Raw genomic sequence first — 21,261 nt, 5'->3', positions numbered from 1 at the left:
CCTAAGATCCATTTAGACCTACTGCGAAGATAGCATCAACCAGTATTATCAAAAATATTGAGTAAACAACACTTGTAGTAGTTGCTTTACCAACACTTTGGGAGTCTCTTTTAACAGATAGTCCTTGATGACAACCTATTCCAGCAATTACTAATGCAAAAAAAGGTGTCTTTAGAAGACCTATATAGAAGTGATTTACATTTACATTGGAAAATAGTCTTCCTATAAACTGTAGAGGCGTGATTCCTGCGATTAGGTCCGCAATAATGATACCACCAGTAATATTTGCAATCATTGCTATAACTGTAAGTACAGGTAAGCTAATGACCAATGCCGTTATTCTTGGCAAAACAAGACGCTGCATGGGATCTTCACCTATTGTCTGTAGAGCATCAATTTCTTCATTGACCTTCATTATTCCTATTTCAGATGTAAATGCAGAACCACTTCTACCAGCAATGATTATGGCAGTGAATAACGGAGCAAATTCTCTAAATGATGAAATTCCAAGCATATCAACTACAAATATTTGAGTTCCATACTGCATTAGTAAATTAAGAGGAAGGTATGTCAATACTAAGCCTATAATTAATGACAATAGTATTACTATACTCAATGCTCTGATTATAGAGTCGTAGCAAATATTTAGAACAATTGAGAAAAAAGCTTTATAAGGTCTACGAATTAACGTTATGTAACATAAAAAGATAGCGCCAAGAAAGCTTATACTTGTTTTAACTTCTGATAATAAGTTATTTGTGTTTTTACCAAGAGTATAGATACTATTAAAAACAACGTTTGATTTATTTGATAACTCTTCCTCGGCCGTAGTTGGAAAATTTTTGAATACAATATCTACAAGATTTTTATCTTTCTCATTAGCAAAAATAATATCTTCTTTTGATAGGTTCAGATCATTTACTGTTTTGATAACTATATATGCGCCAGCAGTGTCTAATGATACAATCTTAGTCAAATCAATTTGTTTTATTTTATCTTTGTTCCGACTTATTTTTTTATCAATAAGCTTAGAGTCTATTTGTTTTAGAGTTAATATACCTTCAAAATAAATAGTATCTTGTTTTATTATTATTTCCATTTATTTTCTATATGGCGCTATCTTATTATTCAAATATACTAAAAAATAATAGTAATACCAACTAGAAGCATATTATTTACAATATTTAATAGAGTCATATTGAGTTAAATTGTTATACTCAATAACTGAAATAAGTCTGTTTTTATATTCATCACTATCGAGAGCAGAGTAATTTTCCAGAGTATTCAGCAGATCTTGTTCAGGGAGTTGATTATTATTTATTTTATCCCTAATTATTCTAAAATCTTTGAATTTTGAGCCTGTATTTAGCCTATGGTAATAGCCAAGAACGCTTTCCGCAGCACTATTGAATGTTTCAAGATAGACATTTGCTGATTTAGCCTTTACACCACAACCTTCATAAAAACAGTGTAGTCCAAAGTAATTGTTATAATCTTTGGAGAATCTGGATGTTCCCCAGCCACTTTCAAGAGCTGCTTGAGCCAATACAAAGCTCGTTGGAATTCTCTCAGCTTTAATATCGAGGTAGTCTAATTCATCAGCAGGATTATGTATAGAATCAATTTTATAATACTTTAAGTATAGATTTAGCTTGTTAAGCTGTCGGTTACTAAGTGTATCGTTCTTAGATAAATCTTTTTGCAAATTATGTATTTGCTCTCTTTGTAGGCATATTTCATTATTGGCTTTTTGGACAGCTGAAAGCATATACGCTATGAATATTTTTTTTCTTTCTTTAAAGTCTTTAATTTCAGAGAAATTAGGTTTTTTGACTATAAAAGGAGCTCGGGATTCCAAAAAATAGTTCATTTTCTCATGTTTAGAGTTACCGATAGGTGATAATATTGCCGCAGATATGAGTACAATAAATACACCAACAAAATACTTGAAGCTTAACTTCTTATCAACTTTATTCATAATCGTAATAATCTTCTTCATAATCGTCGTAGCTTTCGATAGTTTGTTGCAACTTTAGTTTTAAATTTAACATATCTTCAGGTAGTTTGCTTTTAAATCTAACAATCTTTTGAGAGGTAGGGTGTATAAAAGATAGCTTATATGCATGTAAAGCCTGTCTGTTTATATTTTCTATTCCAATTTTATCTAATTTAGTTGATGACTTATTATAAGTTTGATCGCCAACCAAAGGGTGTTTGATACTCTTCATATGAACTCTTATTTGGTGAGTCCTTCCTGTTTCTAGCTGACATTCAATTAGCGTGAAACCATCATATACCTCTATAGGCTTATAATGTGTAATGGCTTCTTTCCCTTTATAATTAATGGCCATTTTTGTACGATTATTAAGGTCTCTTCCTATCGGCTGATTAATGGTGCCTTCTTCATAAATTTCACCTTCTACAATTGCAAGATATTTACGAGATACTTTCCTTTCAGAAAGTTGCTGAACTAAATTATAGTAAGCAATGCTACTCTTAGCCGCAACCATCAAACCGGATGTATCTTTATCTAGACGGTGAACAATACCTGCTCTTGGTAATTTGTCTTGATTAGGATATTTGTGAAGTAAGGCATTTGATATAGTACCTGTCATGTTACCAGCACCGGGATGAACAACCATATCAATTGGTTTATCAATTACTATAATATCATCATCTTCAAAAATAACATTTAGATCAATATTTTCAGCTAACCATTCATTTGTAGGTAGAAGCTCTATATTAATTTCAATCTCTTCATCTCCTAACAGAATATGTTTTGGTTTAGTAGTCTTTCCATTGATTGTAATTAAACCGTCTTTTATCCATTTCTGTATTTGAGAGCGAGAGAACTGCTCAAATAATTCATTGATCGAGCTGTCAATTCTCTTTCCTGCATGATCAGGATGCATCATAATTTTTTGATGAAATTTATTAGATAGTGTATCATTTGCCATGTTGTATGCTTAATATAAGTATTTTTTACTAAAAAGTAATTTTTATATAGAATTATATAAGAAAATTCTAAGGATAGTTAAATTAAATGAAAAGGTTTTTATATTTAATAATTACTGCGCTTGTGGTAATGATGCTAGCGTCTTGTGGACCTAAGAAAGATAGTGAACTTCCTCAGGTTTATACTAGTTATACAGCAAGTTTTATTTATGCAAAAGCCCATGAACAAATGCAAAATGAAAAGTATTTTGATGCTATTAGATCTTATAAGTCATTAGTAGCACAGTATCCATTTACTCCATTAGCTGAGAAAGGTATGGTAGATTTGATCTATGTTTACTATATGGATGATGAGTCAACTATGGCTTTAGCACTAGGTCAACAATTTATTAAAATGTATCCATATAGTTCATATAAAGGGTATGTGTATTATATGATTGGTGTCGTTGGGTTTGAGGATGGTAGGGGAATGTTACAAACGTATGCCCCTTATGACATGAATTATCATGATCCCACTGGTTACCAAGAGGCTTATGTTAACTTTGAAAAGGCTATAAAGCTTGATCCTAATGACAGTTTTGTTCCTGATGCAAAACGTAGAATGATATATATAAACAATATTATTGCAGAACATTATTATGATATTGCAAAATTTTATTATAAGCGAGGAGCATATAATGCAGCTTTGGATAGGGCTTCTCAAATTATAAGAAATTATCCTCAGAGTACAGCAACTCAAGATGCTTTAGTATTGACAATTAGAGCATATAATAAGTTAGGTTTGTATGATCAGGCTAAAGATAATATAATAGTGCTTAAGAAGAACTATCCTAAAAATAAGTTTGTAAATAACTTACGTCCAGATGGTACGGAAAATCCTACTTGGTTTGATAGATGGTTTGGCTGGTTGTAGAAATTGCTATTTAAAAATATCTTTTGAAATACATAACAACTTTTCTTTAAAATATTAATACTTTAGTATATTTCTTATCAAAGAATAATTTCTTGGTAAAATGTACAAAAAAAATTATTACAAGCTGTATTTTAACCTCAATAGTTGGTTTAACATATAGTCAAACGCTTTCAAATACTTCAAATGAAACTTCAAAGTTTAGCTGTCGTTGCTTACCTTCAGAAATGTGCTAGCCTGATCATAAACAATGGGATGCATTGGCAAAATCACTTAAAGGCAAGCTTATAAAACCAATTTCTATTTTTTTTACATGTAAAAAGATTCAGAAAATAATAGTTGTAAATCAATTTTACAAAATATGAAAAATCCTTTTTATATGCGGTCAGATTCTAGTAGAAATGAATCTCAAGGATGGTATGGAGCATGGCATACTCAGCCAAGTAGCTATGCTGTTGAAGCAGAGGATAGACAAGATGTTGTGAATGCTATTAACTTTGCAAGGGAGCATAACTTACGTATTGTTATTAAAGGTGCAGGACATGACTATTTAGGGCGCTCTAGCTCTCCTAATGCATTGTTGATATGGACTCATAATATGAGAAATATTAACTATGATAAACACTTTCATCCTAAGAATTGTCCAAAAGATAAAGAGTATTCAGCTATTATCGTTGGAGCTGGAACAAGATGGCTTGAGGCTTATGATGTTGTTACTAATAAACATCATGAATATGTGCAAGGGGGAGGCTGTACAACGGTTGGTGCAGCTGGAGGTTTTCCTCAAGGTGGAGGTTTCGGTAGTTGGTCTAAGAAATATGGTACAGGCGCAGGTGGAATAGTGCAGGCTGAGGTTGTTACCACAGCTGGTAAGACACTTATTGCCAATGAGTTCCAAAATTAAGATTTGTTTTGGGCAATTAAAGGAGGTGCGGTGGAACCTATGGAGTTGTTACAAATTTAACATTAAGAACACATCAGCTTCCTATTCATTTTGGTCTGATTAGTGGTGGAATATTAGCGAACTTTGATGAGGCATATAAGGCTTTGATAAAAGAGTTTCTTTCATTTTACTACTTAAACTTAAATAATGAGCACTGGGGTGAGCAATTTGCTTTTTGTCCAAATAATAAGATAACTATAGCAATGGTAACTCAGGGGTTAAGTGAGAAAAAGGCTTTAAAAATTTGGCAACCATTTAAAAAATGGGTAGAAAATCAATCGGATCTTTATTATCAAGCTAAATATATAGATTATTCCACCAACTCAGATTTGGAACTATGATTATTGGCATAAAAATTATCCTGATATGGTTGTTAAAAATACTGGTCCAGATGCGCGTAATGGAGAGTTTTGGTGGGCTTCAAATACTGGAGAGGTTTCTGCATATTGGTATACTTATCAGTCATGGTATTTGCCGGAGAAGCTGTTTGATCCTAAAAATATTGACACAACAGCAGATACTTTCTATAAAGTATCTCGATTGGCCCCTGTATCTATACAGATCAACAAGGAGTTAGCAGGAGCATCTAAAAAAGCTTTACATTTAACTAAGAAAACATCAATGCACCCAAAAGTATATAATGCTGGAGCTTTGGCTATTATGAGTTATAGTACTGATGAACCTCAGATTGGCAAATCAAAAATAACTCCAGAAACACAACAAAAAATAGATAATATTTATAAAGCCATGAGGATAATTATGTCTTTAGCTCCTAATGCAGGAACCTATGCAAATGAAGCAGATTATTTCCAAAAAAATTGGCAACAAGTTTTTTGGGGAGATAACTATAGTAAACCTCTCAAAATTAAAAACAAATATGATCCAAATGGTCTGTTCTATTGTCATCACTGTGTAGGCAGTGAGTACTGGCAAGAAGGAGGCATGTGTAGAAAATAATTAATATCTAGTAAGTTCGCACCAAACATTTTACTATTGGAAAATTAGTTATGAAAATCTAAATAAGAATTTGTATAAGAGTATAGAGGATTATAATTAGTTAGGAATAACTTTGTTTAAGTTTTCGAACATAGTTGCTTGAAGAGCTACATAAACTTGTTCTTTGAAAGCGGCATCGATAGTTTGCCCTTTAGCTATTTGTCCTGCTATTTGCTTAGTAGCCGCGACCATTGCTTTAGCGACAGGATTTTCGCTATTTTGAGCAGCAGTGAAGTTACAAGCATTTTGGCCAAATAGTATGCTATCAGCATCACTTACTTGCTTATATATACTATTTTCAGCGATAGCATTAGCTACAGGAGCTGCTACTGCACTTGCAGGTCTTAACATTAAAGTATGATCTTTAACATATATAACACCTTCAGAACCTATAGCAACAGCGATAGCATTAACAGCCCAATTATTTCCAAGCTTATCTAAACCATATACTTTTAATATCACCAACATTAATGATATCTAAGAATTGAGTAAGAATAGATTCTACAGCTTTTTCATCAGATAAGTCACTTAAAATATTTCTTGCTGTAGCAATATTACTATTAGCTCTGATATCAAGTAAATCAGCTTCACATATTGATTGAGCAGTTCTAGGAGAAGCTATTTTCTCTTGAATTCCACTCTCTAAATCCCCTAGTGTAGTTACTGTATATGCAAGTGTATTTACATTTGCATATGTAGCGATAGCTTTATCACTGTTACCACCTTGAATAAGTTGGATAGCCTGAATAGTTAAATAGTTAGTTATATTATTGAACTCTATTGCAGTTTCAGCATCTTTACTATTGATGTTATATTGACCATTCCAAAGAGCAACTCTTGCACTCCAGAATTTATCTATATTATTTCTATAACCGATGTAATCAAGAGCACTAGCTGAATTCCATACGGTAGTCAACTCAGATGAAACAGGTTTAGCAATATCATTATAGTATGCTGTAGGACCATTTACAGTTATGTTTTTAACAATATTAAACTGAGCAATTTTTTCTTCAGCATAAGCTTTATCACCATTCTCAATACCTTTTAAGATATCAATTTTAGTGTTTATAGCTTTTAACACAGCTTTCTTTTGAGCTATTTTATGATCATAATTTAATTGTTTAACTTTTTTACCGACTCCTGAAACATTGTTTCTTTTTTCAGTTCATCTTTCGATAGTTTCGTTAATTTCATCTCTTTCAGCTCTATATTTTTCAAGACCTTGAGCAGCAGAAGCTTCGTCTTTCATATATATGTCTTTAGGTTTAACAGCATTAGGTATTTTAACTTTACCATTATTTGTTAAAACTAGACCTCTAGCTATTTTTCACCATTTGCTTGTATGTTAGCGGCGTCAGCAGCTATGCTTTTAACAGTATAAATTGGAGAATTAGGATCAGTATCAGCAGCTGTTTCAACTTTATTTGAATAATCAATGATAGAGTTGTTTACAATGTTAGCATTTAAATCATCTGCATAAACAGAAGTAGCTGCAATTGAACCTAAAAGAGCGATAGTGATAGTTTTTTTCATTCTAATCCTCATAATTAATAAAATATTAAATTAGTGTTACTAAAGTATTTAAAATGGCCAATAATTATATTTTATATTAATTTTATTTAAATATTAAAATTAAAATAAAATTCAAATAATTTATTTATAATTAAAAATACGGCCGAATATGTATGAATATTAGTACATAGGTGTAGTTAAATAGGCGATTTGGTAGTAAAATTAAAACTAATTTCAGAATTGTGAGAGTAATCAATAATATTTAAAATAAAATTAAGATATCTATTTGTAAACAGGGAATCTGTCACAAAGCTCTAAAACTTTTGTTGCAGTTTCATTTTCAACTTTCTCATCTCCGCAGTTGTATACAACATCTGCTAGCCAATTTGCGACTTGTTCACACTCAGCTTCTTTAAATCTTCTAGTTGTGATAGCAGGACTTCCTATTCTCAAGCCACTTGTGACAAATGGAGAGCGAGGGTCATTAGGTATAGAATTCTTATTTACAGTGATATTCGCTCTACCTAAAGCAGCTTCAGCTTCTTTGCCTGAAAACCCTGTATTTGTTATATCTAGTAGTAATAAGTGATTATTGGTACCGCCTGAAATAATATTAATGTCACGTTCTTTTAGAACTTTTTCCATAGCCTTAGCATTTTTCAATACCTGCTTTTGGTAGTCAATAAAGCTAGGTTCTAATGCTTCTTTAAAGGCAACTGCTTTAGCTGCAATTACATGCATCAAAGGTCCACCTTGAATACCTGGGAAAATAGCTGATTGAAATTTTTTAGCTAGTTCAGGGTTATCATTACAAAGTATTAACCCGCCTCTTGGACCTCTTAGAGTTTTGTGAGTAGTTGTAGTTGCAACATCAACATATGGGAATGGGTTAGGATATAGTCCAGCTGCAACAAGTCCTGCAACGTGAGCAATATCAGCCATAAGTACAGCATCTACTGAATCTGCAATTTCTCTGAACTTTTTCCAATTAATAATTCCAGAAAATGCCGAGAATCCAGCAATTATCATTTTTGGCTTATGTTCTTTAGCAAGTTCAGCTACCTGTTTGTAGTCTATATCACCATTTTCATCTAGACCATATTGGATAGAATTATAAATTTTACCCGAAAAATTTACTTTACTACCATGGGTTAAATGTCCACCAGCACCAAGATCCATGCCAAGCACTGTATCACCTGGTTTAAGTACCGCATTATATACAGCAGCATTTGCTTGTGATCCTGAATGAGGTTGAACATTTGCGTAATCAATACCAAATAGTTTTTGAGCTCTTTCGATAGCTAACTTCTCTGCTATATCAACAAATTCGCAGCCACCATAATATCTTTTTCCATGATAGCCTTCAGCATATTTATTAGTGAGTTGAGAACCCTGAGCCTCCATTACAGCAGGGCTTGCATAGTTTTCTGATGCAATAAGTTCAACATGTTCATGTTGTCTTTTAACCTCAAGTTCTATAGCGTCAAAAATTTCTTTATCAGTGTTTTTTAAGCTATTTTTTTCAAAGCTAAACATATTGGTAGTCTCCTGGTATCTTTTAGGTGGATAAAATAAATTAAACGTTTAGAATTATATTCTATTATATATATATATGTAAGCAAATTAAAATAAGCCATGAGCAAAGTAATTGATCTAGATGAAATAGAGCGTTTAGAACGCGAAGAGGAAAACTTTCACTACAAAACTGTAAAAAGTAAAACATCTGTAAAAAAAGATGCCCTAGAAATAACTGATTTTGGTAGATCTTTAACTGAGTTAAGTAAAGAACAGTTAGGTAAGCTACCAATAGATGAAAATCTCAAAAATAATATTATTAGTGCTAAAAGTTTGCAAAAGATAGCCTTGAAAAGACAAGCACAGTTTATAGGTAAATTGCTGCGCAAAACGCATAATTTAGAAGAGATTTATAAGGCTTATGACGTTCTGGTTAACGAAGATAAAGATGCAAATCTTATGATACAGCGCTTGGAGAATCTTAGAAGTAATCTTTTAGATCCTATAAAGGCTAATGAGACATTAGAAAAACTAATACAAGAGCATCCATATCTGGATGTGCAAAAATTGCGCCAACTAATTAGAAATCATCATAAAGAGGCTGAGAAAAAAAAGCCTAATAAGTCATTTAAGGAAATATTTAAACTTTTTAAAAGTTTAGTTTAATTGATTGAATCATTTTATTAATTAAAACAAGAGCTGCTATACTATAAGATGTAGTATGTAAGAATTTTATTTTATGTTAGGAGAAAAGTTTTGAGATCTGAAATATATACCAAGATAGTATTTGTACTTATGTTGGTAATGTTTGTAAGTATATTCTTTTTTGCTAGATTTTTTATTTCAATAGGCTTTATATTAATTATTCTTTTTTCTTTCTTAAATAAGGAAGTTTTTAAAGTCTTTAAAAATAATAAGTCGCTTCAGTTTTTACTGCTATCAGCAATAATGATAAATATTAGCATAATTTATGCATCTTTCGCTAGTGGTAATTTAAATATTAAATCAATACTTGGGTTCTCAAATCCTGTATTTATATTTCTATATATGTGTTCTGCTAGTTATTTTTTGTCTAAAAATATTAAATATGCTAATTATCTCTTAAATTTTTATTTATCCATTGTAGTTATATTCTCTCTGTATGTGCTAATTAGATACGTATTGCACATGGACTTTGTAGTTAGTCAAATATATTTTGGTATACACGGAGGTAGTGTTATCCAATCAATAGTTGCATTGACTTTTCCTTTTTCAGCTGTAGTAATTATCGGTAAAGCTATTAGAATACCAAATATGATGCCAAAGATTTTAATGTTTGCTGCTGGTTTGTTGGTCATTTTTATAGACCTTTTTGTAAACCGTAGTAAGGCTGGTTATGTTATTGAATTTGTGGTATTTATTTATTATTCATTTATAGCTTTGAAGTATTTTAGTTTTAAAAATAATAAACTATGTATAAAACGACTTATAACGATTGTAACTTGCTGTATTGTCATAATTAATATTATCTTTGGAGTTGTTTATAAATTCTCGGGTATTTTTCATTATAGATTACAAACATCTGTAGAAGAATCGCGAGTATTCTTTAATCAAGATTACAATAAAACTGATGCAAGAAAACAGTATGAGACATCGACAGGACTTAGATTGCTATACTATAGTTCTTCATTCAAAGTTTTAAGAGAATATCCTAAACTTTATATAATGGGATGTCCTTATCTTACCAATACAACAGATGTTATTGAATGTACTAAGATTTTAATAAACAAGAATCAAAGACTAAGAGATGATCCTCGCGTAGTTAATGATGGTATTATGGCTCATGATGAGTTTGTCAACTATATTTTTAGAGCAGGTATTATTGCTGGAGTTTCTCTTTTATTGTGTTTTGTAGCATTTTTTGTTGAGGCGCGGTGGTTAGATTATCGTAATCGTGTGTATTTTAGAGTATTGATATTAGCAATGTTTATTGGTTGTTTATTTGATTATTTTTTTACTACACAAATAATGATAATTTTATTTGCAAACTTAACGGCAATATTCTTGTCTCAAAGGAAATATGATAACAAAAAAGACCGTAATGCTATAAAAAACAGTTAGTTATTTCTACTTCATTATCATATTGGCAAGAGTTATATTTTAAGTTAGTATTTATTAAAGTTCTACTATGCAATAACCTAGCTTGTAAACATTAAACTATTAGGACTTTTATTTATGTCAACTTCTATTAAAAAAATTTCGGCTTTTATTCACTCCAGAGCTAAATCATCAAATTCTATAGAATATCAGTACATTCCTAAAAAGATTTTTAAAACTTGGAGAACAAGTGAAGTAAGTCAAGAGATGTATAATGCAGTTTATACATGGATTGATAAAAACCCTGATTGGGAGTTTCATTTTTTTGATGATGAAGCATGTCGCGAGTTTCTAAAAGAGAACTTTGAAAAAGATGTGCTTGATGCATATGATAATATAATACCGGGAGCATATAAATGTGACTTATGGCGCTATTGTGTGCTATACGTACATGGTGGCGTGTATAGTGATATTAAGCAAGAGTTATTAGTTAGTCTTGATGATACACTATGCTTTGATATTGAGTTTGCTTCAGTTAAAGATAAATATAAATCAGACTATGAGTTTGATGGCTACATTTATCAGGCATTTATATGCTCAAAGCCAAAGCATCTATTTCTAAAAAAAGCTATTGATATGATAGTGGAGAACTCAAAGAATGGCTTTTATGGTAATGATCCTTTGAGTATTACAGGACCTGGATTATTGGGTAAGGCCATTAATCTAACAGTTGGTCAACAAGAAAAGACTCCTTTAAATTCAGGTGTTAATAATATAGATAATTTTAGATTTGAACTCTTCCCATACATAAAAGATACAATTTATACGCATCAAAATACTATGTTTATAAAGCCTGAGTATAATCGTTCATATAAAAAAGACCTTCATGTAAATCTAAAGAAAAGTTTTGCCGGTAACTATTCGCTATGCTGGTTTACTGGCAAATGTTTTGCTTCTGGAAAAATTGATAGAATTAAGTCAAAATTCTTTAACAAGAGAAAAGGGCGCTATATTAGTGATTCACTATATCTTGAAGGCAAATTTAATAAGGCTAGATTGACAGGTATCAAGTATATCCTATTACAACCAACTCGTAGTTTATTTCTTATTAGAAAAATAATTAAGAACGAAAAGCAATTCAAGAATTAATGTCTATTTTTAATTTCGCATTGTAAATTTTTCAGTGATTGGCAATATAGTTGATCTGAGTATTCTTTGAGGTTTTCGCGCATTTGCAAATAATCGTGCTGAGATAACTCTATTGCTTTAGTCATAGCTTCTGCATAATTATCATCTTGTTTATAGAGTATAACATTATCATTATTAAAACCATTTATTGGAGCAAAACTTTCTCTGATAATAATTGGCTTTAGAAAACCATAGACAAGTTGAAATGTACCACTAGTCTTACAAGTAATATATTTGATATGGTCAGGATTATCTTCGTATGCTGATAGGATAAAGTCAGCTTTTTCAATTTCAGTATACATTTCTTTGAAATCAAGACGTCCTTTGATATCAAAATACTTTTGCAGGTGTGTAGGTAAATCTTTGATATTTCCTTTACCAATAACAACAACTTTGAAGTTAGTAACACCCGTATTTACTAGTTCTTCTACAGCATTTACAAGCAGTTTAGTGCTTTTTCTTTTTTCTGAAATTGCACCAATAGTAACAAAAGTTGTTAGAGAGTTTTTGTTATTTAGTTTGAATTGTCCAAAATAGTGGGGGTTAACAGCTATAGTAGTCGCATTTTTGTAGTCCATTGTTCTAAGTGTGATAATATCTTTACGTGTTTCAGGATTGTTATCAAAGTAGCTATCAATTTCATGCTCGACAAAGAAAAGTTTATTTCTATCCGCTTTTTTATTAAAAAAGTTATATGCTTGGTCTAGATCTTTACCATCATACAGTTTACCAATGGTAGTGATTAGTGCTCCTTGGACATTAGCTAGAGTACTTTTTTTGAAAAACTTGCGAATTTGTCTTTTAGACATTTTATTATACGAGATATTTTCATTATCAAATCTACAGAATAATCCTTCTTTGTATCTTTTAGGATTAATTAGGATAGAAACATGATAACCTAAATCAAGTAAATACTTTGCAAATCCAGGAACTATTTCAGCATGACTATGTGTACAAGGTTCCCATAGCAAAAATGTATTGTCTTTTATGATGGGTTTTTTGTAAGAAAAAATATTACAAATTTTTTTAAAAAAGAACATCTATTACTTTAAACAATTAATTAATATATGAAAACATTATAACACTTTAAGCCAGTAATTCTTACATTACAATTATTAGATATCAGTAAATATTAATAATTACATTTCTTGGATTTTATGACTCTTGTAAATAATCAGATATTGCTTTAGTATGTCTGATATAACCTATTATTATAATTAAATTAGTGGAAACTAAAGATATAAAAGATATTGAAGTTATTGCCTTGTCATTAGGTCGTAGATTTTCTGGGATTAATGCTAGTATGTTAGCTGTGATTCCAGAGCAGGCTAAGCTAGTAAATATTGTAGGTATGGGTTTTAATATTGATTCAAACGGTATTAAAACGATTAGATTTAGAGACTTTTTATTTAAGTGTTGGCGTGATAAATGGCGTATTTGGCATGCACGTAGAAACATCGATATGCTTGTGGGGATTATCTTAAAATACGTTTTTAGATATAAAATATTACTCGTTTTTACCTCTGTAGCACAAAGGCATCATAAAAAACTGACAAAATTTTATATAAACAGAATGGAAGCAGTTATATGTCCATCTGAAATATCTGCAAAATATCTTGAAAGACCACCCTATATAGTACCGCATGGAATTAATACTGAAATTTTTTATCCGGCTGGTAATAAGGCTCAAGAGTGGCAAAGTAGAAAATTACCAGGTAAATATGGTATAGGAATATTTGGCAGAATCAGAAAGTCTAAAGGAACTCATGAGTTTGTTGAAGCAGTAATAGCTATGCTAATAAAATATCCTGATTGGATAGCAGTAGTTATTGGTGAAGCAACACCCAAAGATTTAGAATTCAAAAAACAACTAGAACAGATAGTTAAGCAGGCAGATTTGTCAGATCGGATAATATTTACAGGGTTTATCAAAAATAGTAAAGAGATTCCAAGTTGGTATAGAGCATTAGATATAGTGGTTTGTGCTAGTCATAAAGAAGGTTTTGGCTTGCCAGCTCTTGAGGCTATGGTATCTAAATGTGCTGTGATTGCTACTAAAGCTGGTGCTTGGCCTGAGATTATTACTGACGCTCAAAATGCCTATTTGATTGAACCAAAATCAAGTCAACAAATTGCTGAGAAATTAGATATCTTAATGTCTGATGATAAATTAAGATATGAAATAGCTCAAAATGGTTATGATTTGGTATCATCAAAATATAAAATCCAAAATGAAGCTGAAGGAATTCAGAAGGTTTATGACAAACTTTTGAAAAGAAAGTAATTAGAATATACTGTTTAGTTTTTATTCATCGTAACTAATTTATTTGTAATATAATTATTTGGGAAAGGTAGTTTTTCTAAAATAATATCAAAGCTTTTTGTATTATCTTTATCTAAAGTATTTAAGTCTATCATAACAGGATTAATGGGTTTGTTATATGTTGTTATGTATAGTTTATTATTATTATTTAAATCTTTAATTACTACGTATGCTGTATGATCAAACATTTTTTTATTTTGAATTTCATCAGCTACAACACCTTTTGGAATATCAACATTATGTAATATATGGGTTACTTTTGATACAAGGCTGTCATCATCTTTAGGACTTTTATTGTTTGCATAATAAGCAATTACAGCTATTCTAACAAATCTTGATGGAGGAGAATAATCTCCAGGAATTCCAAGTAATCCACCACCTAAGAAACCACTGATATCTTGAATAGTTCTTTCATGTTTTTCAGTATTAATGATATCACTGATTTTAAGATTCGTAGGTGTTCTATTATCTAATGATAAATAATTTTTTAGATTAAGTAGCTACCAATCATAAGTTGGCGCATTAGTCATTACTTTAACATTTGAGTTTATATTGTAGAACTTAACTTTACCATCTATGTATTAACAACTAAACCAGCACCATTTTTATCTGTTATTAAAAAATGAACTTCTGGAGATACTCCATCAATTTCTATATTCGTATCAGACCAAACTTTATATTCTTTTAAAGCTTGCTTGACTTCATTAACATTAGTAAATTGACTCAAAATAAATGTTGTAGATTCAATTATTGATGCGTATTTAGTATCATCTTTATCTACAGTTTGATATTTTGTAAAACCTGGTAAATAATTTGCACTTAGACTTAATCCTTGACTATTTTGTCCGTCAATTACAAGAATTTGTTCATCTTTTGACAAACCAGTAGCTAGTACTGAATATTTAGATTTGTATTCCTGTTTCGGTAAATTAGTATTACTAGGAGCTGTTAAATAATGAGAAGTATTTTTAGGAATATAGAGAAGTTATCAGTTCCAATCAAGAGCCCATTCCATAGTTCTTCCCGATACTACGTCACCTTTTTTATCTACTAGGGTTACAGCTGTGCATGCTATAGATTACGAAAATAACAAAAGTAATAGAGAAATATAGGTAAAAGTTTTTCTGAGTAGAGATTCCATTGATAACTATTCTTTATTTATCTTTATTTATAATTAGCTGTTTTGATATTAGCATAACTTTAATAGATTGGTACCATTCATATTTTGATGTCAATGTATAATTTTTAATAGGTGAAATTAAACTTTCACTGACTAATTTGTTTATTTATAATCTATTTATATATAAATAAATTTTGTTAATTAATGGTAGAAATAACTCATCGGTCAGATAAACACCCTAAAGCATTATGGTATATTATAGCAATATATATGTGGGAATATTTTAGCTTCTATGGTATGAGAGCTCTTTTAATCTTATATTTAGTAGAGCACCTTAAATTTAATGATACAACCTCTTATGCAATTGCTGGGGCATATGTGACCTTAGTATATCTTTCACCGATTGTTGGTGGAGTAGTTGCAGATAGAGTATTGGGGTATAAGAAAGCTGTTATTTATGGAGCGGCACTTATATCTATTGGACATATTATTTTAGGTTTTGGTGGAGATGCTAAACTATATCTAGGAATGGCCTTTATAGTTTGTGGTTATGGTTTTTTCAAGAGTAACGTTTCATGCCTATTGGGGCAGCAGTATAGTTCTCATGATCCTAAAAAAGATTCAGCATTTACATTACTATACTTAGGAGGGAATTTCGGAGGTATATTCGCTCCTATGATATGTGGCTTGATAGTCCATTACTATGGTTGGCACTATGGTTTTGGAGTTGCTGGTATTGGTATGATATTTGGTTTAATTTTATTTATACTAGGTTCTAAATATATTCCAGATATTTTTCCTGAGAAACCTTTACCTAAATATTTTAATGGTTTTATAGTTGTTTTGAGTATAGTTGTTATGGTTGTGCTTGCTTATTTTGCTTTAGAGTATCTTTTTGATGGTTATCTTTTAGCCGTAGCTGCTTGCATAACAACATTATTTTTTATAATTATTTTCATCAAAACAGATTTTTCTACACGTAAATCATTAGTTACTTTATTGCCTTTTTATATTTTTGGCATAGTTTTTTGGGTTTTTGATGAGCAGTTATATACTTCTGTAGAAATATTTATACATAGAAATGTGGATACTTATTTATTCGGGATTGATATACCAGCTAGTACATTCACTTCTATGAACTCTCTGTCAATATTATTTGGAGGTTTAATTCTTGCTTGGATTTGGAAAAGAGTAAAGTCTTTAGATGATGATTTCGGTAGGATGATAAAATTTTCATTTGGATTTATTTTCCAACTGACATGTTTTGTTTTATTCTTTATAGCTGCTAAAAATGCTAGTTTGGATGGTACAACATCAGCATTATTAGTAATTATTGCTTTGGCATTCTTAGGAGTATCTGAATTATTTATAGATCCTATTGCACTTTCTGAGATTACCTCTATTGAAGATAAAAAATATTCAGGTTTTTTAGCAGCATCATATATGCTTTTTACAGGAAGTGTTGCAGGATTTATAGGGGCAAAAGTTGCTGACTTAGCTGCATTTAAAGGAGTAAGTGAAAATATTGATTTAGTTAAGCAGGCCCATTTGTTTGAAGGATTATTTACTCATATTATGATTATCTTAGGCGTGACTATTTTACTATGGTTTGTGGTCGCATTTTTTATAAAAAAACTAAGATAATAATTTTAGTTGCAGATAAAGAAAGGATAAACTGCGATTATTTTATCATTTAGTAATATAACTTTTGTTATGGAGCGTTCTGATGCTGGTATTTTTAGCTCTTGGAATAGTACTTTCAATTTATTTGCTTTGTTTCTGCCTTGATATCCGCATTTATCAGAAGCTTGTCTTTCTCGGACTATAATTTCTTCAGCATTAAAGTCCTTATTCCATTTCTTTTTGAGCCATTCAATTATATCTTTATTATCTGAGCTTAAATCTATTAGGTTATTATTTTTGATTATTAGCTGATTATATTCTACAGATATTTGATATTGTTGATTGATATCAAGCTGCCAGCCAGTATGGATATCACCATTAAGAGCTTTATGTATCTCTTTGATTTGCTTACTTTTTAGACTTTGATTTGTTGCTTCTTTAAACCAATGATGAATTAAACTTTTTTGTATATCATTATCTAAGGTAAGTAACTCAGAGACAACTAGATTATTATCTTTAGAAATTTTCTGTAATTTTTCCTTAAGTAGCTTTTGTAATATGTTACTACTTTCTGCACAGATCTTAGCACTTCGAGAAAGAGTTCTGCTAATATTTGGATTAATTTGCTCTAATATTGGCATTATTTTATTACGAATAAGATTTCGGAGATATTTTATATCCTCATTACTATCATCATAGATATAATTAATATTATGCTGTTTTGCAAATTGTTGGATATCTTTCTTTGTATAGTCTAAAAGAGGGCGTAGCACATCCCCATGATTTAATTCTTTATAGAATGGCATACTCGCTAGTCCAGCTAATCCCGATCCTCTTATTGCTTGAATTAGGAATGTTTCAGCTTGATCATCTAGATGATGACCTAGTAGAAGAATCGGACTAGAATACTGACGCATGATCTTAATAAAGAAATCCATCCTTTGTTTACTTGCCCAAGCTTCAAAACTTTCTCCTTTAGGTGCATGACTTAGAGAATGAGCAATGAATTTTATGTTTGCATTACGGCATGTTGTTTGACAGTGCAATTGCCATTCTAGTGCATCAGGATGGATATTATGGTTAACATAAATAGCAATAGTTGGGATGTCTAAATCTTTTGTTATGTCTAACAAAACACTAGAGTCTATACCACCACTATAACCGATAATTATGTGAGAAGGAGAGTGTTTTAAAATTTGGGAGATAATTCGGATTTTATCTAGAGACATTTATACAAGAAAACGAGCTTTTATTGTTGTTTTGATTTTTTTGAATTCATCAACAAGATCTTTTGCTTCATCAGAAGTTGATTTAATATCCATTACAACATAACCAATATTTTCTAGAGTTCTAAGATATTGACCTTCAACGTTAATATTTTTTGCAGCTAATATCTTGTTTAGCTCATTCATAGTGCCAGGTATATTTTGGTGTATGTGTAATATTCTATGTGTCTCTGTATGACTAGGTAGTGATAATTCTGCGAAGTTTACAGCATTTAGAGTAGAACCATTATCAGAATATTTAATAAGTTTAGCAGCGACTTCATTAGCAATATTCTCCTGCGCTTCAATAGTGCTACCACCAATATAAGGCGTTAAGAAAACATTATCAAAGCCTCTTAGAGGACTTTCAAATATTTCTCCTTTAGCAGATGGTTCTTTAGGGAAAACATCTATAGCAGCACCTTTTAGTTTGCCATTTTTCAAAACTTCAACTAAAGCATCAATATCAACAACATTTCCTCTAGAAGCATTAATTAGTACAGAGTTTTCTTTCATGAAGCTAAGCTCTTTAGCAGAAATCATATTTGCAGTTGTAGGTAGTTGAGGTACATGTAGTGAGACAACATCAGAATTTTTAAGTAGAGTCTCTAAACTTTCTACAGCACTAGCATTTCCTAAAGGAAGCTTTTCTTCTATATCGTAAAATATGACATTTAAGCCTATACTTTCTGCTAAAATACCAAGTTGCATACCAATATGGCCATAGCCAATAATTCCAAGATTTTTACCTCTCACTTCATTAGCATTATCAGCTGATTTATGCCATTCACCACGATGAGTTTTAGCATTTTTATCAATTACATTACGTATTAACAAAATTGCTTCAGCTAACACAAGTTCAGCAACACTACGAGTATTTGAAAATGGAGCGTTAAATACAGGTATTCCAAGATTTTGAGCTGTTTTAAGATCAACTTGGTTTGTGCCAATACAGAAGCAGCCTATAGCAGTCAAATGAGAAGACTGTTCTAGCACTTCTTTAGTAAGCTGTGTACGTGATCGCAAGCCAACGATTTTAAAATCTTTAAGCTTATCTACAAGCTCTTGACCTTCTAGTGCTGTATTCAATAGTTCAATATTTTCGTATCCAGCAGCTTTAAATGATTCAAGAGCATTTAAATGAATACCTTCTAAAAGTAGAATAGGGATTTTCTTTTTGTTAAGAGATAATTGATTCATTTTATATAATATCCTTATATAGAAATTTTTGCTTTTATAGCTGGGTGATATTTATGATTTTCAAATTCAAAGTCTTCATATTTGTAATCAAATATAGAACTTGGTTTTTTTAAAAATTTAAGTGTTGGTAAGTCTAAAGGCTCTCTACTAAGCTGTTCATTAACTTGCTCTATATGATTGTTATAAATATGACAATCACCACCAGACCAAATAAATTCACCAACATCAAGGTCACATTGCTGAGCAATCATGTGCGTTAGTAAAGAGTAGCTTGCAATGTTAAATGGAACACCTAGGAAAGCATCCGCACTTCGTTGATTAAGCATGCACGATAATTTGTTTTCAGCAACATAAAATTGGAACATGGCATGACATGGAGGTAGAGCAGAGTTACCTTGTAGAACATTTTCTTGTGGAGAGATTTTTTCTGATGGAACTACACAAGGGTTCCACGCTGATACCAATATTCTACGAGAATTTGGGTTGGTCTTTAGTAATTGAATTACTTCAGCAATTTGATCTACACCTTCGTCATTGAAGTTACGCCATTGCTTACCATATATAGGTCCAAGCTCACCATCTTCTGTAGCCCATTCGTTCCAAATTCTGACTTTGTTATCATTTAGATATTTTACATTTGTGCTCCCACTTAAAAACCATAATAGTTCGTGAATCACACTTGGGATATGAATTTTTTTTGTGGTAACTAGTGGAAAACCTTCCTGTAAATCAAAGCGCATTTGATAGCCAAAAATACTTCTTGTACCAGTGCCTGTTCTATCACCTTTTTCAGTCCCATTGTCTTTGATATATTTTAGAAAGTTTAGATATTCTCGCATTTATTCTTCCTTGTTTTTATAAACACCATGATAAGAATTATTGCCCCTAACACGATCATAGGAATAGATAGTATCTGTCCCATAGTCATCCAGTTAAAGAATATATAACCATATTGAGGGTCTGGCTGTCTGAAAAACTCGCAGATAAATCTAGCACTACCATATAAGAACATAAATAACCCTAATATTAAGTAACGTGGTCTTTTTTTGATACTAACTAGCCATAAGACTGTAAATAATACAACTCCCTCTAAAAAGAATTCAAACAGTTGAGAAGGGTATCTAGGTAATGGTCCTCCTGTAGGAAAAATCATCCCTATTGGAGAATTTGTGACCTTCCCCCATAGTTCGCCGTTTATGAAGTTACCAATTCTACCAGCACCTAAGCCTATGGGCACAACTGGAGCTACAAATTCACCAAGGTCAAAGAAGTTGACTCCAAGTTTGCGTGCATATAATGCAAATGCTACTAAAACGCCAATAAATCCTCCATGGAATGACATACCACCATCCCATAAGAAAAACATTTGTAGCGGATTATGAAAATAGTAAGGTAGATTGTAAAAGATTATATAGCCAATTCTACCGCCTAATATAACACCTAATGCAATATAAAAGGTTAAATCGCCAGCTTGTTCAGGTTTGATTGGAGCCCATGATTTAACTTTTGCTCGATATCTTAATAAATACCAGCCAGCAAAAATACCAAATAAATACATTAAGCCATACCAGTGGACTTTTATTGGCCCTAGATGTAGAGCAACTGGATCAATTTGAGGATAGTGTAACATTAGAT

General features: G+C 31.3%; 15 protein-coding genes and 3 pseudogenes. 7 read left to right on the top strand and 11 right to left on the bottom strand.

Features of this window, described 5'->3' with window-relative positions:
• Position 1: 1 nt before the first annotated feature.
• From FNO12_RS06520 to FNO12_RS06510, 3 genes are all read right to left on the bottom strand, one after another.
• Positions 2-1,099 carry an MlaE family ABC transporter permease gene (locus FNO12_RS06520; RefSeq protein ID WP_014714566.1) on the bottom strand — a complete coding sequence of 366 codons (1,098 nt, stop codon included), beginning with the start codon at positions 1,097-1,099 and terminating at the stop codon, positions 2-4.
• Positions 1,100-1,171: 72 nt separating this feature from the next.
• Positions 1,172-1,999 carry a glucosaminidase domain-containing protein gene (locus FNO12_RS06515; RefSeq protein WP_030005688.1) on the bottom strand — a complete coding sequence of 276 codons (828 nt, stop codon included), beginning with the start codon at positions 1,997-1,999 and terminating at the stop codon, positions 1,172-1,174.
• Complete coding sequence (locus FNO12_RS06510) at positions 1,971-2,957, bottom strand: RluA family pseudouridine synthase (RefSeq protein WP_014714568.1); 987 nt, start codon at positions 2,955-2,957, stop codon at positions 1,971-1,973. Before FNO12_RS06510 ends, FNO12_RS06515 begins: the two co-directional genes overlap by 29 nt.
• 86 nt (positions 2,958-3,043) lie before the next feature.
• Here FNO12_RS06510 and FNO12_RS06505 point away from each other — a divergent pair, with 86 nt between their 5' ends.
• Together FNO12_RS06505 and FNO12_RS06500 are read left to right on the top strand one after the other, a co-directional pair.
• Positions 3,044-3,868, top strand: a complete 825-nt coding sequence (locus FNO12_RS06505; RefSeq protein WP_030005687.1) for an outer membrane protein assembly factor BamD — start codon at positions 3,044-3,046, stop codon at positions 3,866-3,868.
• Positions 3,869-3,960: 92 nt separating this feature from the next.
• Positions 3,961-5,765 (top strand): annotated as a pseudogene (locus FNO12_RS06500) (FAD-binding protein).
• A 96-nt stretch (positions 5,766-5,861) separates the two neighbouring features.
• On the opposite strand, the pseudogene FNO12_RS06495 reads toward FNO12_RS06500, so the two are convergent.
• Both FNO12_RS06495 and glyA read right to left on the bottom strand, forming a co-directional pair.
• Positions 5,862-7,337 (bottom strand): annotated as a pseudogene (locus FNO12_RS06495) (hypothetical protein).
• Between the two features lie 261 nt (positions 7,338-7,598).
• Positions 7,599-8,852 (bottom strand): serine hydroxymethyltransferase, encoded by a 1,254-nt coding sequence (glyA, locus tag FNO12_RS06490; RefSeq protein ID WP_048349215.1) that lies wholly within the window; start codon positions 8,850-8,852, stop codon positions 7,599-7,601.
• A gap of 99 nt (positions 8,853-8,951) precedes the next feature.
• Between glyA and yjgA the strand changes: the two genes are divergently transcribed.
• The 3 genes from yjgA to FNO12_RS06475 all read left to right on the top strand — a co-directional run bounded on the left by yjgA (position 8,952) and on the right by FNO12_RS06475 (position 12,056).
• Complete coding sequence (gene yjgA, locus FNO12_RS06485; protein ID WP_014715474.1) at positions 8,952-9,497, top strand: ribosome biogenesis factor YjgA; 546 nt, start codon at positions 8,952-8,954, stop codon at positions 9,495-9,497.
• 90 nt (positions 9,498-9,587) lie between these two features.
• Positions 9,588-10,931, top strand: a complete 1,344-nt coding sequence (locus FNO12_RS06480) for an O-antigen ligase family protein (protein ID WP_014715475.1) — start codon at positions 9,588-9,590, stop codon at positions 10,929-10,931.
• Between the two features lie 114 nt (positions 10,932-11,045).
• Positions 11,046-12,056 carry a glycosyltransferase family 32 protein gene (locus FNO12_RS06475; RefSeq protein ID WP_014715476.1) on the top strand — a complete coding sequence of 337 codons (1,011 nt, stop codon included), beginning with the start codon at positions 11,046-11,048 and terminating at the stop codon, positions 12,054-12,056.
• Here FNO12_RS06475 and FNO12_RS06470 read toward each other — a convergent pair.
• Positions 12,053-13,135: a hypothetical protein gene (locus tag FNO12_RS06470; RefSeq protein WP_014715477.1), complete on the bottom strand. Its 1,083-nt coding sequence runs from the start codon at positions 13,133-13,135 to the stop codon at positions 12,053-12,055. The two genes, FNO12_RS06475 and FNO12_RS06470, sit on opposite strands and share 4 nt — an antisense overlap.
• 185 nt (positions 13,136-13,320) lie before the next feature.
• Between FNO12_RS06470 and FNO12_RS06465 the strand changes: the two genes are divergently transcribed.
• The gene (locus FNO12_RS06465) at positions 13,321-14,379 is read left to right on the top strand and encodes a glycosyltransferase family 4 protein (protein ID WP_014715478.1); all 1,059 of its coding nucleotides are present in this window, start codon (positions 13,321-13,323) and stop codon (positions 14,377-14,379) included.
• A 14-nt stretch (positions 14,380-14,393) separates the two neighbouring features.
• On the opposite strand, the pseudogene FNO12_RS06460 reads toward FNO12_RS06465, so the two are convergent.
• Positions 14,394-15,493, bottom strand: a pseudogene (locus tag FNO12_RS06460) (linear amide C-N hydrolase).
• A 249-nt stretch (positions 15,494-15,742) separates the two neighbouring features.
• Here FNO12_RS06460 and FNO12_RS06455 point away from each other — a divergent pair.
• Complete coding sequence (locus tag FNO12_RS06455; RefSeq protein ID WP_030005682.1) at positions 15,743-17,182, top strand: peptide MFS transporter; 1,440 nt, start codon at positions 15,743-15,745, stop codon at positions 17,180-17,182.
• A gap of 5 nt (positions 17,183-17,187) precedes the next feature.
• Here the strand turns inward: FNO12_RS06455 and tilS are convergent, their stop codons facing one another.
• From tilS to lgt, 4 genes are read right to left on the bottom strand one after another with little or no spacing between them, the layout of a single operon-like run.
• Entirely contained in the window at positions 17,188-18,390 is a 1,203-nt protein-coding gene (tilS, locus tag FNO12_RS06450) for a tRNA lysidine(34) synthetase TilS (protein WP_014715480.1), read from the bottom strand.
• Positions 18,391-19,626 carry a phosphoglycerate dehydrogenase gene (serA, locus tag FNO12_RS06445; RefSeq protein ID WP_014715481.1) on the bottom strand — a complete coding sequence of 412 codons (1,236 nt, stop codon included), beginning with the start codon at positions 19,624-19,626 and terminating at the stop codon, positions 18,391-18,393.
• A 14-nt stretch (positions 19,627-19,640) separates the two neighbouring features.
• Positions 19,641-20,465 (bottom strand): thymidylate synthase, encoded by an 825-nt coding sequence (locus FNO12_RS06440; protein WP_014715482.1) that lies wholly within the window; start codon positions 20,463-20,465, stop codon positions 19,641-19,643.
• Complete coding sequence (gene lgt, locus FNO12_RS06435; protein WP_014715483.1) at positions 20,450-21,256, bottom strand: prolipoprotein diacylglyceryl transferase; 807 nt, start codon at positions 21,254-21,256, stop codon at positions 20,450-20,452. The genes FNO12_RS06440 and lgt overlap by 16 nt, the downstream gene beginning before the upstream one ends.
• Between the last annotated feature and the right edge of the window lie 5 nt (positions 21,257-21,261).

Source organism: Francisella orientalis FNO12, assembly GCF_001042525.2.
Lineage (GTDB): Bacteria > Pseudomonadota > Gammaproteobacteria > Francisellales > Francisellaceae > Francisella > Francisella orientalis.
Note: the sequence above shows the minus strand (reverse complement) of the source record. Positions and strands in the feature narration are given on the sequence as shown.